Origin of the sequence: Streptosporangium sp. NPDC020072, from assembly GCF_040631445.1 — a bacterium.
Taxonomy (GTDB): domain Bacteria; phylum Actinomycetota; class Actinomycetes; order Streptosporangiales; family Streptosporangiaceae; genus Streptosporangium.
The window spans coordinates 164,445-179,506 of record NZ_JBEYAB010000004.1 but is presented as its reverse complement, the minus strand read 5'-3'; the positions used below and the strand labels follow the sequence as shown (position 1 = coordinate 179,506).

10 protein-coding genes are annotated in these 15,062 nt (G+C 63.7%); 5 read left to right on the top strand and 5 right to left on the bottom strand.

Annotation, left to right across the window (positions count from 1 at the left end; translation table 11 throughout):
• Positions 1 to 4: 4 nt before the first annotated feature.
• Genes ABZ470_RS10355 through ABZ470_RS10345 form a run of 3 tightly spaced genes read left to right on the top strand, consistent with a single transcriptional unit; the run spans position 5 to position 5,263 of the window.
• Positions 5 to 1,558, top strand: coding sequence for an FAD-dependent monooxygenase (locus tag ABZ470_RS10355; RefSeq protein WP_362911112.1), 1,554 nt, complete (start codon positions 5 to 7; stop codon positions 1,556 to 1,558).
• On the top strand, positions 1,555 to 3,603 hold the full coding sequence (locus ABZ470_RS10350) for an acetate--CoA ligase family protein (RefSeq protein WP_362911111.1): 2,049 nt from the start codon (positions 1,555 to 1,557) through the stop codon (positions 3,601 to 3,603). Before ABZ470_RS10355 ends, ABZ470_RS10350 begins: the two co-directional genes overlap by 4 nt.
• The gene (locus ABZ470_RS10345) at positions 3,584 to 5,263 is read left to right on the top strand and encodes an AMP-binding protein (RefSeq protein ID WP_362911110.1); all 1,680 of its coding nucleotides are present in this window, start codon (positions 3,584 to 3,586) and stop codon (positions 5,261 to 5,263) included. The genes ABZ470_RS10350 and ABZ470_RS10345 overlap by 20 nt, the downstream gene beginning before the upstream one ends.
• 180 nt (positions 5,264 to 5,443) lie before the next feature.
• On the opposite strand, the gene ABZ470_RS10340 is transcribed toward ABZ470_RS10345, so the two are convergent.
• Entirely contained in the window at positions 5,444 to 5,812 is a 369-nt protein-coding gene (locus ABZ470_RS10340; RefSeq protein WP_352014830.1) for a VOC family protein, read from the bottom strand.
• A gap of 63 nt (positions 5,813 to 5,875) precedes the next feature.
• On the opposite strand from ABZ470_RS10340, the gene ABZ470_RS10335 reads away from it, so the two are divergent.
• Positions 5,876 to 6,352, top strand: a complete 477-nt coding sequence (locus ABZ470_RS10335; protein ID WP_362911109.1) for a MarR family transcriptional regulator — start codon at positions 5,876 to 5,878, stop codon at positions 6,350 to 6,352.
• Positions 6,353 to 6,582: 230 nt separating this feature from the next.
• Here the strand turns inward: ABZ470_RS10335 and ABZ470_RS10330 are convergent, their stop codons facing one another.
• A complete protein-coding gene (locus ABZ470_RS10330; RefSeq protein WP_362911108.1) occupies positions 6,583 to 7,713 on the bottom strand; it encodes a serine hydrolase domain-containing protein in 1,131 nt (376 codons plus the stop codon).
• 759 nt (positions 7,714 to 8,472) lie between these two features.
• Here ABZ470_RS10330 and ABZ470_RS10325 point away from each other — a divergent pair.
• A complete protein-coding gene (locus ABZ470_RS10325; protein ID WP_362911107.1) occupies positions 8,473 to 9,111 on the top strand; it encodes a hypothetical protein in 639 nt (212 codons plus the stop codon).
• Positions 9,112 to 9,887: 776 nt separating this feature from the next.
• Here the strand turns inward: ABZ470_RS10325 and ABZ470_RS10320 are convergent.
• From ABZ470_RS10320 to ABZ470_RS10310, 3 genes are all read right to left on the bottom strand, one after another.
• On the bottom strand, positions 9,888 to 10,247 hold the full coding sequence (locus tag ABZ470_RS10320; RefSeq protein ID WP_362911106.1) for a hypothetical protein: 360 nt from the start codon (positions 10,245 to 10,247) through the stop codon (positions 9,888 to 9,890).
• Positions 10,248 to 11,676: 1,429 nt separating this feature from the next.
• Positions 11,677 to 14,382 carry a tetratricopeptide repeat protein gene (locus ABZ470_RS10315; RefSeq protein WP_362911105.1) on the bottom strand — a complete coding sequence of 902 codons (2,706 nt, stop codon included), beginning with the start codon at positions 14,380 to 14,382 and terminating at the stop codon, positions 11,677 to 11,679.
• A gap of 6 nt (positions 14,383 to 14,388) precedes the next feature.
• Positions 14,389 to 14,808 carry a hypothetical protein gene (locus ABZ470_RS10310; protein ID WP_362911104.1) on the bottom strand — a complete coding sequence of 140 codons (420 nt, stop codon included), beginning with the start codon at positions 14,806 to 14,808 and terminating at the stop codon, positions 14,389 to 14,391.
• Positions 14,809 to 15,062: the final 254 nt, after the last annotated feature.

Genomic DNA, 15,062 nt, shown 5'->3' with positions numbered 1-15,062 from the left:
GGCCATGCGCATCGCGGTGGTCGGCGGCGGCCCCGGCGGGTTGTTCTTCGCCGCACTGATCCGGCAGGCGGACCCGTCGTACGAGGTGACCGTTTTCGAGCGCAACCGCGCCGACGACACCTTCGGCTTCGGGGTGGTCTTCTCCGACCGGACCCTGGAGGCGATCCACGAGGCGGACCCCGTGCTGCGCGAGGCCCTGGCCGAGCACGGCAGGCACTGGGAGGACATCGAGGTCCGGCTGAAGGGCGAGCGGATCAGGTGCGGCGGCAACGGCATGGCCGCGGTCGTCCGGCGCACGCTGCTCCTGATCCTGCAGGAACGCGCCCGCTCCGTCCGGGCAGACCTCCGCTTCTCCACCGAGGTGACGTTGGACGACCTGGCGGGCTACGACCTGGTGGTCGCCGCCGACGGAGCCTCCTCGCGGATCCGCGAAGCGCTCGGTCCCGGCCTCGGCTCACAGGTGGAGACCGCCTCGGCCAAGTTCATCTGGTTCGGCACCGACCACCTCTTCGACGGGCTCACCTTCGTCCACGAACGCGGCCCTGACGGCGTCTTCGCGGTGCACGGATATCCCATCTCCGACACCATGTCGACGTTCATCGTGGAGACCGACGAGGCCTCCTGGCGGCGTGCCGGTCTCGACGCGTTCGACGTGAACCAACCCCCCGGGGCGAGCGACCTGCGCTCCAAGGAGTATCTGGAGAAACTGTTCGCCGAGCAGATCGAGGGCGGACGGCTGCTCACCAACAACTCCCGATGGGGCAACTTCCGCACGCGCCGTACCCGCCACTGGTACGCGCTGGCCCCACGGCCCGTCGTCCTGCTCGGCGACGCCGTACACACCGCGCACTTCTCCGTGGGTTCCGGCACCAAGATGGCCATGGAGGACGCCGTCGCGCTCTCGCGGGCGCTGGTCGGGAACCCGGGCGACCTCGCGGCCGCCCTCGCGAGCTACGAACGGACGGCCAAGCCACCGGTTCTGCGCATCCAGGACTCGGCGCGGCCAAGTCTCGCCTGGTGGGAGAACTTCGGCGACTACCACGACGCCCTTGAGCCGTGGCAGTTCGCCTACCACTTCATGTCCCGCAGCATCTCCGACGCACGGCTGGCCAGGCGTGCGCCGCGGTTCACCGACTCGGCCCACCGCCGGTGGCGGGACCTGCACGGCGCCGACCCGCTGGAGACGCGCTTCGAGGTGACCGGCTGGTCGACGTCCGGCCGGCTGCTCGACGTCGTGGCCGGAGCGGACGGTGCCCCCACGGCCGTCCGGGGGGAGAGTGATCTGCCGCTCTCCGCGGTTCCGCTGCCCGGCGCGTGGGGCGCCCTGCTGGAGGCGCCGGACGACGAGGCCGACCTGCCCCACCTGTCCGGCCTCACCACCGGCGCGGTGCTGGTCGCCGTACACGGTGGCACGGCTCTGACCCGCACCCGGCTGTGCGAGGAGGTACGGATGCGCACAGGACTTCCCGCGCTGCTGATCGAGCGGGATCACGACCGGGACCGGGCACTGACCACGGTGCTCTCCGGCCGCGCTGACCTGGTCGGAGTGCTCACGTGAACGATTCCGGCCCGCTGGGCCCGCTGTTCGCCCCCCGGGGCATCGCGGTCGTCGGCGCCTCCCGCGACCCGGGCAAACTCGGCGCCGCCATGGCTCGTTCGCTGTCCGGCTTCGACGGATTCCTGGCACGGGTGAACGCGCGCGACGACACCATGTACCCGTCCGTCGGCGCCGCCGCCGCAGCGGGACCCGTCGACCTCGCCCTGCTCTGTGTCCCCGCCGCGGCCTGCGCCGACGTGCTCGCGGAGGCGGCCGCCGCGGGCGTGCGAGCCGCCGTCGTGTGCGGCGGGGGGTTCGCCGAGGCGGGCGGCGCCGGAGTCGGGCACCAGCGACGGCTCGGCGCCATCGCCCGGGACTCGGGCCTCCGGCTCCTCGGCCCGAACACCAGCGGCTTCCTCGCTCCCCACGCGCGGGTGACCGCCAGCTTCGTCCCCGGCGCCCACCGGGTGGCACCTGGCGCCGTCGCCGTCGTCGCCGCCAGCGGGGGTGTCAACCACGCCCTGGCGTTCGCGCTGACCGAGGCGGGGCACGGCGTCAGCCTCGCCGTCGGCCTCGGGAACGGGGCCGACGTCACGGCTCCCGACGTCCTCGACCACCTCGCCGACGATCCCCGCACCGCCGCCGTCGCACTGCACGTGGAGTCGGTGGCGGACGGTCCCCGGCTGGTCGCGAGCGTGCGCCGCCTCACCGCGACCCGGCCGGTCGTCGCCCTGGTCGTCGGCCGTCACGACGTCGGGGCCTTCGCCGAGTCCCACACCGGGGCGCTCGCGACCTCGTGGCGCACGACGCGCGCGGCCCTGGCCCAGGCGGGCGCGGTCCTCGTCGACGACGAACGCGAACTCGTCGACGCCGTCGGCGCACTCGCGGTGACCCGGGGCCGTCCCCACGCCGCCCCGGGGGTCGGCGTCGTCACCGCCCAGGCGGGTCCCGGCCTGCTGCTCCTCGACGACCTGCGAGGACGCGGGATCCGGGTGCCCGAGCTCACCCCCGGCACCCGCGAGACCCTGGCCGGACTGCTGCCGCCGCTGACCTTCCAGCGCAACCCGGTCGACACCGGCCGTCCCGGACCCGAGCTGGGAGCGGTGTTCGCCGCCGTCGGCGCCGATCCCGGCGTCGACGTCCTCGCGGGCTACGTCCTGCACGAACCGGACGCGGTCGACGTCGTCGCCGCGCTCACCAACGGCATGACCGCGGACGTCCCCGTCGTCCTCGGCCTGGCGGGTGTGGGCGAGGAGGTCGTCCGCGACCGCCGAGCCCTGCGCGAGTCGGGCGTCGCCGTGGTCGACGACGCCCGTGGCGTCGCCGCGGCCACCGCCGCGCTGCTGGCCGACGCCCGAGCGCGTACGGCCCGCCCCGCCGTCTCCACCCCGTGGGCGGCGCCGACCGGCCTGGCCGCCCGATATGACGAAAACACGGGCAAGGACCTGCTCGAACAGCTGGGTGTGGCGACCATGCCACGCCACGCCTGCGCCGACCGGGCCGCGGCCCACGCCGCGTTCGACCTCGTCGGGGCTCCGGTGGCCGTGAAACTGCTGGACGCGGACGTCCTGCACAAGACCGAGATCGGAGGCGTACACCTGGGCGTGTCCTCCCACGCCGACCTGGACGCCGCACTCGACGAGTTGGACGCGGCGGGCGCGCGGCGCTACCTGGTCGAGGCCATGGCGCCCGCCGGGATCGACCTGATGGTCGGCGCCCGACGCGACGTCGTCTTCGGACCCGTGGTGCTCGTGGGGCTGGGCGGCACCGTGGCCGAAGCCCTGGCCGACGTCGCCATCAGGCTCGCCCCGGTCTCCCCCGGCGAGGCAGCCGGCATGCCGTCCGAACTGGCCGGGTGGGCCCTGCTCTCCGGGTGGCGCGGCGGCCCCGTCCTCGACTCCGACGCCCTCGGCACGATCGTCTCCAGGCTCGGCGACCTGCTCGTCGCCAATCCGCTCATGGAGGAGATCGAGGTCAATCCGCTACGGCTCACGCCACAAGGTCTCATCGCGCTTGACGCCGTCATCCTCACCAGGAAGGCCGACGATGCCCACACCGATCACTGAGCACACCGTGCCCTGGCCCGAGGCCGACGTCACCCGCTTCACCGAGGAGGGCCTCTGGGCCGGGGTCGCGATCGGCACCCTGCTGCGGGAGGTCGCCGACCGCGCCCCGGACGCCACGGCGCTGACCGACGGCACCGGGCTCCGCCTCACCTACGGCGAGCTGGCCGACCGCGCCGACGCCGCCGCCGTACGCCTGCGTGGCCTCGGCATCGCCCGGGGCGAGCGGATCGTCATGCAGCTGGGCAACTCGTGGGAGTTCGTCGTCCTCCTCCTGGCATGCCTGCGCGCGGGCGTCGTGCCCGTGATGGCGCTGCCCGCCCACCGCCGGGCCGAACTCACCTATCTGGCCGTCCATTCCGAGGCCGTGGCGATCGCCGTCCCCGACCGGACCAAGGACTTCGACAACCAACGGCTCGCCCACGACCTCGCGGCCGACGTACGCGCCGCCACCAGGGCCGGATGGCGGGTGCTGGTCGCCGGGGACGACATCGAACCCGGAAGTGTGGACCTGCGGAGCCTGTGCGGCCCGCCGACCGACCGGACCGGCTTCGACATGCCCTCTCCCTCCTCCCGGGACGTGGCCCTCTTCCTCCTTTCCGGGGGCACGACCGGCATGCCCAAGCTCATCGCCCGCACCCACGACGACTACGCCTACAACGCCCGGGCCAGCGCCGAGGTCGCCGGGGTCACCTCGGAGTCGGTCTACCTGGTCAGCCTGCCCGCCGGGCACAACTTCCCGCTCGCCTGCCCGGGGATCCTGGGTGTACTGCTCGCCGGAGGGCGGGTGGTCATGCTGCCCTCGCCCGAGCCGGTACGGGCCTTCGCCACGATCGCGGCGGAAGGCGTCACGCACACCGCGGTGGTGCCCGCGGTCGCCGGCCGCTGGCTGGAGCGGGCGGCCGAACACGGTGCCGGACAACTCGCCAGTCTGCGGGTCATCCAGGTGGGCGGCGCCCGCCTCGCGGACGAGCTGGCGTACAAGGTGAAGCCCGTGCTCGGGGCGACGCTGCAGCAGGTGTTCGGCATGGCGGAGGGGCTGCTCAACTTCACCCGCCTTGACGACCCCGTCGAGACGGTGTGCACCACGCAGGGCCGTCCCCTGTCGCCTTTTGACGAGATCAGGATCGTGGACGAGCAGGACCGGGACCTGCCGGACGGTCAGGCCGGGCTCCTGCTCACCCGCGGGCCGTACACGCCTCGCGGGTACTACCGGGCGGCGGAGCACAACGCCCGCTCCTTCACCGACGACGGCTGGTTCCGTACGGGTGACATCTGCCTGCGCACGCCCGAGGGCGACCTCGTGGTGGCCGGCCGCGACAAGGACATGATCAACCGTGGCGGGGAGAAGATCTCCGCCGAGGAGATCGAGAACCTCGTGTACCAGCTCCCCTCGGTGAGCCAGGTCGCCGCCGTGGCCATGCCTGACCCCCTGCTGGGGGAACGCGTGTGCCTGTACGTCGTGCCGCGGGCCGGGGAGACGGTCACTCTGGAGGAGATCCGCGGGCAGATGGAGAGCGCGGAGGTTGCCCGCTTCAAGTTTCCGGAACGGCTCGTCGTCGTCGAGGAACTCGCCTGGACCAAGGTCGGGAAGATCGACAAGAAGGCCCTGAGAGCCGACATCGCCGACCGCCTCAAGGCGGAGCTTCCGGGCGGCTTCTGAGCGTCGGCCGCCTCCGGGGCTTCTCCGTAACCCCTGAGCGTCCGGCCGCCTCCGGAGCTACTCCGTAACCTCTGAGCGTCCGGCCATCTCCGGAGCTTCTCCGCAACCCCTGAGCGTCCGGCCGTCTCCGGAGTGCGGAACCCGGTCCGTGACGACGCGGTCCGAGGCCGGTTCGGCTTGTCAGGCGCGGTCGTGGAGGGTGACGTGGTAACCGTCGGGGTCCGCGAAGGTGAACGTCCGGCCGAAGGGGCCGTCGATCGGCGCGGAGACGACGGTGTGACCGTCGGCGACGAGAGCGTCGTGGATGGCCTGGACGTCGGTGGCGTGGAGCCAGATCGCGGCGCCGATGCCGGGCCGGGCGACGGACGCGAGATCGGTGCCGGGAACGACGTCGCGGAGCGCGAACGCGATCGGCTTCGTCTCGAAGACGACGGCGTGCGGCGGCCCGGCCTGCGAGCGGACGAGGCCGAGGTACCGCTCGTAGAACGCCCGTGAAGCGTCGAGGTCGCGCGCCTGGAGCGAGATGAAGTCGGGGCCGGTGACGGGCATGGTGGTACTCCTTCTCTCCGTGTCAGATTCCTGACACGGAGCAATGTATGTCAGAATTCTGACATGAGTCAAAACGGCCCCGGCGTTGACCTGGACAAATCACTGGGCTACCTGCTGAAAGAGGCTTCGAGCGCCCTGCGCGTGGCCATGGAGGAGGTGCTGCGGCCACTCGGGATGAGCGTGACGCACTACTCCTGCCTCGAACTGCTGGCCCAACGGCCGGGCCTGTCGAACTCCGAGCTCGCGCGGGGCGCGTTCGTGACACGGCAGTCGATGAACGTGCTACTCCAGGCCCTGGAACGGGACGGCTACGTGACCAGGCCCGCGGAGGCTCCCGTCGGGAAGGTCCTTCCCACACGGCTCACCCCTCGCGGCCGGCGGAGCCTGGAGAAGGCGACCGTGGCGGTCCGGGCCGTCGAGGTCAGAATGCTGGCCGGCCTGACCGAGACCGAGCAGTCAGCCGCGTTCCTGATCCTGCGGAGCATGATCCACTCCCTACGCGACGGCGACGTAGGTTGCGCCGACGGACGTGGTGCATGAGTTTCCCCGGCCAGATGACATGGCGCCGCGAATGAGGACGGCCATCGCATGATCCTTCGGGATGGCGCGCCTCGATGTGAGCGCACGCCGGGAAGGGGTCGGCTCGCGGGCGGGTTCTCCTTCACCACATGAACGGACGGGCGACACGGCACGGAGGCGTCGACGTCAGTCGCTCCTTCCCGGCCCCGGCCTCGTTGATCATTCTCGACCGAGGCCGGGCCGCGCCCCCCTCAGGAGCAGAAGGCGGAGTCGATCATCTTGCTGAAGGCGGCCATGTCGGCCGGGGACTGCTTCTGGTTGACGGAGAGGGCCATCTTCGTGCGGCCGTCCAGGGTGGTGAAGGCGCTCGTGAGATAGCCCGGAATGCCTCCGTTGTGACCGATGATCTTCTGCCCGCACGAGGTGGACATGGAGATCAGGCCGAGGCCGTACTCCCCCGGCTGGATCTTGATGGGAACGGTCTTCCTCATCTCGGTGAACTGGGCGGGCTTGAGGAGCTTGCCGGTGACCAGGCCGTTGAGGAAGGTCGTCAGGTCCGCCGTGGTCGTGATCATCGCTCCCCCGGCGCCGGCGATGCTCGGGTTGAGCCGGGTCACGTCCACGTACTCGCCGTCGCTCTTGTTGAGGTATCCGTGGGCGTGTGGCCCGGGGATGGTCGTGGAGTACGTCGGCGCCGAGGTGCCGCGCAGCCCCAGCGGCTTGATGACGCGCTCGGTGACCTCACTCTGCCAGCTGTGGCCGGTCACCGCCTTGATCAGCATCCCGACCACCACATAGCCGGTGTTGGAGTAGGAGAACTTCGTGCCGGGCTCGAAGTCCAGCGGCCTGGTCAGCGCGGTCCTCACGATGCCCTCGTCGGTGAACCGGTTGAAGCGCAGCTTCAGGTAGGCGTCACCCGACGTCGGGAACTCCTTCATGCTGGTGTAGTCGGGTATCCCGGCGGTGTGCTGGAGGACCATCCGTACGGTGATGTCGTTCTCACGCGGCAACAGGCCGGGCAGATACTTGCCGATGGGGTCGTCCAGTCCGATCCGGCCTTCGCCGACCAGCTGCAGCACGGTCACCGAGGCGAAGGCCTTGGTGACGCTGCCCATACGGAACGACCCGTTGGTCGGTACGGGACTCCCGCCGGCGACCGTGGCCGTTCCCGAGCGCAGGGCCCTCTGCCGGTCTCCCTCGCTGAGCCTGGCCTGCACTCCGACCGCGGTACCGGTACGCACCATCGCGTCCATCGACCTCTGGAGCGAGGCCGTGGTGCTCGGGGCGGGCTTCTGCCCGGCGTGCGCCGGGACGGAGAAGAGAGCCAGACCCGTGGTGGCGAGGGCGAGAGCGGCGGCGGCTTTGGACGGGGTGGTGCGCATGAGGAGGTTCTCCCGGTAGGTTCTCGCGCCACGTCGGCGCTGGTCACAACGCTAGGAGGGCAGACCTCGGCGAACGATCCCGCCAGGGAGACAGTAAGGGGGGAGGCGGACCGGCGGAGCCAGCGCGCCCCGCGGACCGGCAGGGGTGGGGCGGCCTTCTCACCGCCGCGTTCGCCGACCAGACCGCCCACGCCTCGTACGAGATCGCTCAGTGCGCGGTGCCGTACACCCATGGCCATCACTGTGGCGGCATCTCTGTCGATCCCAGTAAGGCGAGGCCCTCGCTTTCTCCTGTCCTTGGGCTGGTCACTCCGGTTTCCGCCGATGGCTGAGTCATCGGCGTCGGCCGTACGGACTCCGAGGATCCAATCTTCACGGTCCCGGCCAGTCCGGTGCGCCGGGAGATGCTGCGACTGCCGCGCGATGAGGGACCCAGCCGGTCCAGCGACTCGCCGGCCGGTCCGACATGGCCCGGCCCGGCTTCTCGGAGATCGCCCTCAGGCCGTTCCAGACGGTTCAACGCAGGTCAGATGGCATGTGTGGTCCCCTGAACGGCTCTGAACACCCTGTACTGCGATCCGAAATACTGGTGACCATTGATTCCCTGATGCAGCGTGAAGATCAGCGGATGCGTGTCGAACGCCGACCGAGGATTGTGCTCCGGCCGGCGAAAAGGATGACGTCAGAGGTCACCGGATATTCAACGGCGATGGGTGAAATCTCGCTTGCCGGGATCTGCGAGGCGGGAGACGCTGCGGCATGCATCCCTACGAGCAGGACGATGAGCTCGACCAGGCCGTCGAGGAGTTGAGCGTCCGCGTCTACACGGCGTTGCGCGACGGTGGTCTCGACGCCGGGCCTCTCGTCGAGCTGGCCCGCCTGGTGGAGGAGTGGGACGTGCCCACTTCCGTCACCCGGGAGCTCCTCGAACGTCCCGCCACCAAGCTGACGGACGCCGACCTGGCTCGGCTGGGCAAGGCTTTCCTCGACGACATCGGCTTCGCGCCGACCTTCGCCCTGGAACCGGACCTGCTGGTGCCGCTGGAGGAGGCGCTGAAGGTCGTGGAGCGCGACGTCCGCGCCGCGGGGATCACCGGGACGCTTCGGATGGTCGTTCCCGACCGGGACGCCATGGGTCTGGCACGGGTGGAGTTCCGGGGCATCTGCCATGGCAGCGGCCTCGGGCCCGGCGGGGACGCCCAACAGGTGCTCCAGTCTGTGGCCGACGCCACCCAGGACGTGGTCGTGGAGGCGACGTGGAAGATGTGGCCCGCCTGCCCGGTGCACGATCGATGCCTGCTCGCCGAGTTGGAGAACGAGATCGCCGTGTGGCGCTGCACGAGCGGCGGAACGCACACCGCCGCACCGGTGGGCGAACTACCGCCCCAACGCCGTTGACGGCCCGCTGATTCGCTGGCTTTTCCCAACAAAGCATCCCCGTCATCGCTTGCGGCCGTCGGCGTCGTGAGAGCAGACTGGTGGCTCAGCAGCCTGAGAGGGCTCGCAGTCAACCACCCCTCGCAGCCCGGCCCCTATTCTCATCACCCCTGAGGGTTCGTGACATGTCGACCGGGGACAGCAGCACCAGTGTTGCGTTGAGGTCCTTATCACCCTTACGAGGGTTCGCAACTAGGCGAACGCAAGCATCTACGCCACCGGGTTGCGTCCTCATCGCCCCAGAAAGGGGCCGCAACCCGGCAGGCGGGGCACCGCCCAGACAGACCCGCCGAGGCCTCATCACCCTGCGAGGGGTCGCAACCTGGTGCGACCACGATGCCGCTCGCCGCCGACGTCTCCATCAAGGTCATCCCCGATGATCCTCGGCCACGCGACCGCAGCCTTCACGAGCGATGTCCACCCCTCAGCGGCCGAGAAACGCAGGAACAGGCGACGAGGGCGAACGCTGCGTTCGTGCCATCAATGTGGCCGGAGGCCAGTGGTGATCTCTGAAATGACGAAGGGAGTCCGTGATCTCTCACGAACTCCCTTGTCACAGCGGAGGCTCGGGGATTTGAACCCCGGATGGGCGGTAAACTCAAACCGCATTAGCAGCTCTGATCTTGGCCGTTCATATCGGTTCAGCCTGGACCAACGGGCGCGACCGGTCCGCCCGGAACGGCATGGGACGACGTTGGATTGCAACTAGAACTGCAACTAAGGGCGGGATCAGTGCTCTAACCGCGTCTGTGGGCACGCTCACGCAACAGGGACATGATGAAGCTCCAAGGTCTGAGGAAGGGCATGTGGTTCACCCACCAGTGGCGGACGCGCTGGCCGAACCCCCTCGGCGTCTTATGCTGAAGCAAGACAACCTCCGCCCGGCCCGCCTCCTCGATCAACTCCTCTCCTACGCGGCGGAGCCACCAGCGCCGGTGGTACCAATTCAAGAACACAGCAGCGGGCGCCATGACGATTGCAAGCGCCAACCCGACCGTTATCCAGATCCACATTCTGTCGCCAGCACGGGAGATCATTATCTTGAGAGACCAGCCAAAGGCGGGTAAATCGACGATGAGTGTCCCAAGTGCGATCATGCGAATCAAACTGCCATCGGGCCACCCGCACATGGGCAGCGTCGCAGATCGCTGCATGAGGCGTTCACCCACTCGCCGCGCCCGTCGACTGTAGGTGAGTGCCACCTGAAGGTCGAGAACCTCGCTGGGCCGACCAACATAGTGACTAAGCTTGCACCGCATCCGATCGATTCCGCTCACATCGTTCGCAACTCGCCGCAGCATTGCCCGTCCGCCGATGGCACTTGCGACTAGAGACGCGATCATAAAAACAATGCCAAATGAGGCATCTAAATCCGGACCAGGCTCTTTCCACTCCGTGTATAGGTTAACGCCGACCCCCGCCACCATGGCCATCGATCCCGACAACAGAGGGGCGTACACTAGAGGAACGACCGCCTGTGGGTGCACTCGGCCGATGTCACGAGTCCACCGGTACAAGGGACCGGCTACCATTCTCAGGATGAGCCCACCGGCAAAGCTCATATACATCAGCACTGTTATTGACCACACGAGAATAATTAGAGCGTTAATGATCGAGTCGATGATCGGACCTCCTAGCGCCAGACCTTGCCCTACCATCGATTAAACGTTTGATATCTCACGTGGTATCCCGGTTCGCGAAGAACCGGGCCATCTCATCATGTGCATACTTACGCCACCATCAGTTGAGCAACAACTAGCCGGGGAGCCATCACCCAAGCGGGACCTTCTGGTCCGTAGGTCCCCAAGCGTGCTCCAAGGCTTCAGACCCGTTCGCGGCGCAGATCAGGGAAGGACCTTCCGTTCAGATCAATCCGGCTCGGTTCAGAGTCGTCTGAGCTGGCGGCTCCCCAGGTAGCTCCTAGAGTGGGAGGGTCGACGGTTTTACAACCCGTGACCGTTTCGCTGGTGGTACCGCCCCTGACCTGGCGCGCAGCACGTTCACGGCTCCTCCGCCGCCATGATCATTGCACACATATTGCACGTCACGGCAGACGTGGCCGGAGATCCATCCAGCGATCGACCTGTGCCCTCACTGGCCCATCCGCCAGCCGATCAATGATCAGTTCCGTAGAGGCGAGGATGTTCCTGCAGATGCGCAGGGCCAGGTCTCATCGCGAGGATGAACCATCAATCCTCCACCCAGCCGACCGCCTGCTCGAAGCTCAACGGCAAGGTCTCCAAGACATCCAAAGCCAGCTGAGCTGGATTCCACTACCGGCCACCACAGAAACCAAGATCGATGATCAGTGAGGTCCGCAGCTTGAAGCGGTTCGCGTCTGCGTCTCGCACAGAGTAACCGACCTGCTCGGCACCGTCGAGAACCGAACACTTGATATAGCGGGCATAGCTCTGCCCATGCAGCAATACTCAGCAATTCTGGTGAGCCCCAGATTCACCCCTAAATAGCCTAAACGGCTCACAATTTTTCCATAACTATAGAGATTGCATTAGACAATGAATAATCTCAGCTATTCAGTGGCCTTTCACAGCAGCGCTTATATTTCCTATTCGACCCACAGGGACAAGAGGAGTTGCGCCCAATGTCGCCATGCAGGAGTCGCCGCTTGTTCTTAAGTATGTGATCACGCAACTCAAAACTTTCAAGTGTGTCGGGGTGGTTCTCGCCTAGCACCTTGATCTGTCCATCTAGAGCGCGCACTATTTCCAGCTCCGCTGAGTCTATATGCCCCAGCCGACACATTATCAAAGAGAGATTTGAGCGCGCCTTCAAAGTTAGCGGAGAGATTTCACCCAATGTATTTGAGAGTTCTGCGCATACTTCTATAAGTTCGCGCTCAGCTTCCTCAAACATTCCACGCCTGGCAAGCATGACAGCATGGTTATTTCTGCTCCTCAACGTATCAGGGTGCATAGCCCCTAACGCTGCTGATTTAATCCTTATTGTCTCTTCAATCTCTGCTATAGCTTCAGCGATTCTCCCTGTTTCCTCTAGCAGATTAGCTAGATTACTACGACTCGTGAGAGTTTCAGAATGCTCCTCACCTAAAGAAATCGCCGTAAGAGCTATAGCCTTGCGACAATTTCTCTCTGCTTCCTCATACTCGCCCAGCTCACGTAGAACACTAGCAAGATTACTTAAAGTGGTTAAAGTGTCAGAATGCGATTCTCCGAGCACTTCAATACGTAGTTTTAAGATTTTTCTAAATTCTTCCTTTGCTTCTAGCGTTAAACCTTTAATCAGCAACATGCTAGCTAGGGTGTCGCGAACTTTTAGTGTTCTTGGATGTTCTTCTCCGAAAATTTTAGAAGTCTGTTCGTAGGTCTTTCGTAACTCATCTTCGGCTTCTTCATATTTACCTAGATCATGCAGGATGGTCGCTGCGTTATTGCGGCCATACAAGATATCTGGATGCTCTTCTCCTAAGACTTCCGCGAACCCAGAATTGGCGCGCTTAATTTCGTCAGCAGCCTCTCTGAGTCGACCTAGGCCTTGCAGTACAGTTGCAAGGTTTACGCGTGACGCTAGCGTGCCTGGGTGTCTATCACCAAATAGCCGAGACGACTTTTCAACTATCTTTCTAAGCTCTGCTTCCGCTTCGGCTAAACGCCCCATAGAGGCTAAGACTTGTGCCACGTTATTACTTATAGTGAGAAAATCTTCGCTGTCCTCTTCTAGGGTTTGCTCAGCTACTCTTAGGGCATCCTTAGCTTCTAAAAGAGATTCCTTGTATTGCCCTAAATCATTTAGAACTGCTGCGTAGTTAGTACGAACAGGAAGTATCGCCCTATGGCTGTCTCCATATTGGGCTGTCACTATATCTAAGGCTTCAGAGAGCAGCATTTTGGCGCTTTGGAAGTTTCCTTGCGTGCGTTCAAAAACTCCGAAAGTATTAAATGTATCGGCAACTTCCTCTTCTGCTAACCCCCATGGTTTTTGTGCAGCGATCTGCTTAACATGGGGAAGTAGTGAACGAAGGAGCGGCCAAGCTTCGACCTCGGATATAGGATCAAACGGTATTACTCTTTTTATTAATCGCAGAGCAACTACAGTAAGAGATTCGGCTATTTCGCTTCCATCTACATTATGGAAAAGCACAGACCGCAAAACTCGATGCATGCTTACATATTCGCCCCTCAAATTTATGAGGCTATATGAAGATAACACCCCTAACGCCTTGTCGAAATCTAAACGGCTAGTTTCGGGCTGCAGGATAATTCTAGGTATCCGATCTGGGGCATACCAGGACAACACATATAGTAGATTGAGTGCAAAACGATTCTGTTGACTAAGTGTATCTAGCGTTATATCCCAAAGTCGACCAATAGTCTCATGTGAATCTCGCTCCTCGCCATGAGCGTTATATGTTTGATCAGGCTGTTCTTGAAGCAAGCTTAGATATTGATCGGGAGGAATTTGTGTCTGGCTAATGAACGCTGCAGCCTGATCTAATGCAAGCGGGAGGTAACCTAATTCGTTTGCTATCTGCGCCAACGCATCTAGTTCCTCCGGCGCCTCCGACGAAATGGCCTCCGCAAGCATGATCTGAGCATCTTTCGGCTCAAATACGTCCAGCTTAATGATGCCATCAGATACAGGCCATCGAATATTTCGACGAGAGGTTATGAGAATATGCCCGACAGATAGTTGGCCCAGGATAGATTTGATGTGGGACAACTTTTCAACGTTATCTAATATAATGAGCCAATTGGTATTGCATTGCAGCCATCCGATAGCCCAGTCAGACGCTTGATCCATGGTGGTCGTCAAAGCAACCGAAGGGTGCAGCCGACACGCTAACTGCGCAAATCCTGACCGGATCTGATCTTCGCTATCTGCGACTATCCACCATATGAGTGAGTATTCCGTGATCCGAGTAGTCGCATAGCGTAGGGCCAACTCGGACTTACCGACTCCTCCCAGGCCGCATATAACCTGAGCAACTAAACGAGTGTGGCGATCACCAGTTGGCTTGGCAATAACCTGCAGCTCTGCTCTACGTGCGATGAACTTACCCGTGGGCATACGAGGTAAATTATTTATTCTCTGAACATTGGAGACTTGAGAAGGATCAACTAAAACGCTTCCATCTACCAATAAATTGGTACTATTGTCTCCAGTCGAGACGATTCCGGAGATGGTGTGAGCAGTTACTGCTCTTTCTCCAGCAGAGATAAACTCAAATGGCCCTGGTGGCGTATTTGTGCTCACGCAAATTCACCTGTATACATTATTTTTGTCGCCCGTAACTACTATCCCAGAAATAGTGTGAGCCCCGACAGAGCGTTCTCCAGCTGCCACTACTCTTGCCCCTGAAGTTGTTGCTTGCTGCAATAATCTACGAATATCTTCAGCCAATATTGCGTCGGCCATCAATGCTTGAGCAATTCGAACACGAAGTACAGCCTGCAGATCTTGATTACCCGGGTCTACAGCAAGATCCTGAACCGCTTCCGGGACGGCTTCACCTAGCTCTCTTGTTCCGGAAATCCGTTGAATTAATCTTCGCCCCCATTCGATAGTACTGTCGGCTGCACCTTCCTGCACCCGCGATAAAACTGCCCCACCGTATGCACTCACAGCCGCGACGACGTAAGGAGATACCTGTGCAGCTAGAGCCGTAAGTTCTCCGGTCATACCAGTGCCCCTGACTCTCAAACTTGATCTTGGAAAGCGACATCTTCTGGTCGTAAAATCTAGCCCACTTGCCTAGCCGAGGTCTGGAAGTTGCTTAATCCTGCCCAGACGCATCGTGCCCTTTCAGCAGCAGCTAATCACAGAGACAAGCCTTTAAGGAGGAGGCCAGGTTGGCTCTAGCAACTTGGTGAGCTGCTACGTCGCAGGCCAGAGTCAGTTTCACCTTAACCATGACTCCTTAGGGTTCCCGCCCC

Excerpts from the sequence above, each read along its gene's own strand:
- ABZ470_RS10355 (WP_362911112.1), top strand. The coding sequence starts at position 5 with ATGCGCATCGCGGTGGTCGGCGGCGGCCCCGGCGGGTTGTTCTTCGCC.
- ABZ470_RS10345 (WP_362911110.1), top strand. The coding sequence starts at position 3,584 with ATGCCCACACCGATCACTGAGCACACCGTGCCCTGGCCCGAGGCCGAC.
- ABZ470_RS10340 (WP_352014830.1), bottom strand. The coding sequence starts at position 5,812 with ATGCCCGTCACCGGCCCCGACTTCATCTCGCTCCAGGCGCGCGACCTC.
- ABZ470_RS10335 (WP_362911109.1), top strand. The coding sequence starts at position 5,876 with ATGAGTCAAAACGGCCCCGGCGTTGACCTGGACAAATCACTGGGCTAC.
- ABZ470_RS10330 (WP_362911108.1), bottom strand. The coding sequence starts at position 7,713 with ATGCGCACCACCCCGTCCAAAGCCGCCGCCGCTCTCGCCCTCGCCACC.
- ABZ470_RS10325 (WP_362911107.1), top strand. The coding sequence starts at position 8,473 with ATGCATCCCTACGAGCAGGACGATGAGCTCGACCAGGCCGTCGAGGAG.
- ABZ470_RS10320 (WP_362911106.1), bottom strand. The coding sequence starts at position 10,247 with ATGATCGCACTTGGGACACTCATCGTCGATTTACCCGCCTTTGGCTGG.
- ABZ470_RS10310 (WP_362911104.1), bottom strand. The coding sequence starts at position 14,808 with ATGACCGGAGAACTTACGGCTCTAGCTGCACAGGTATCTCCTTACGTC.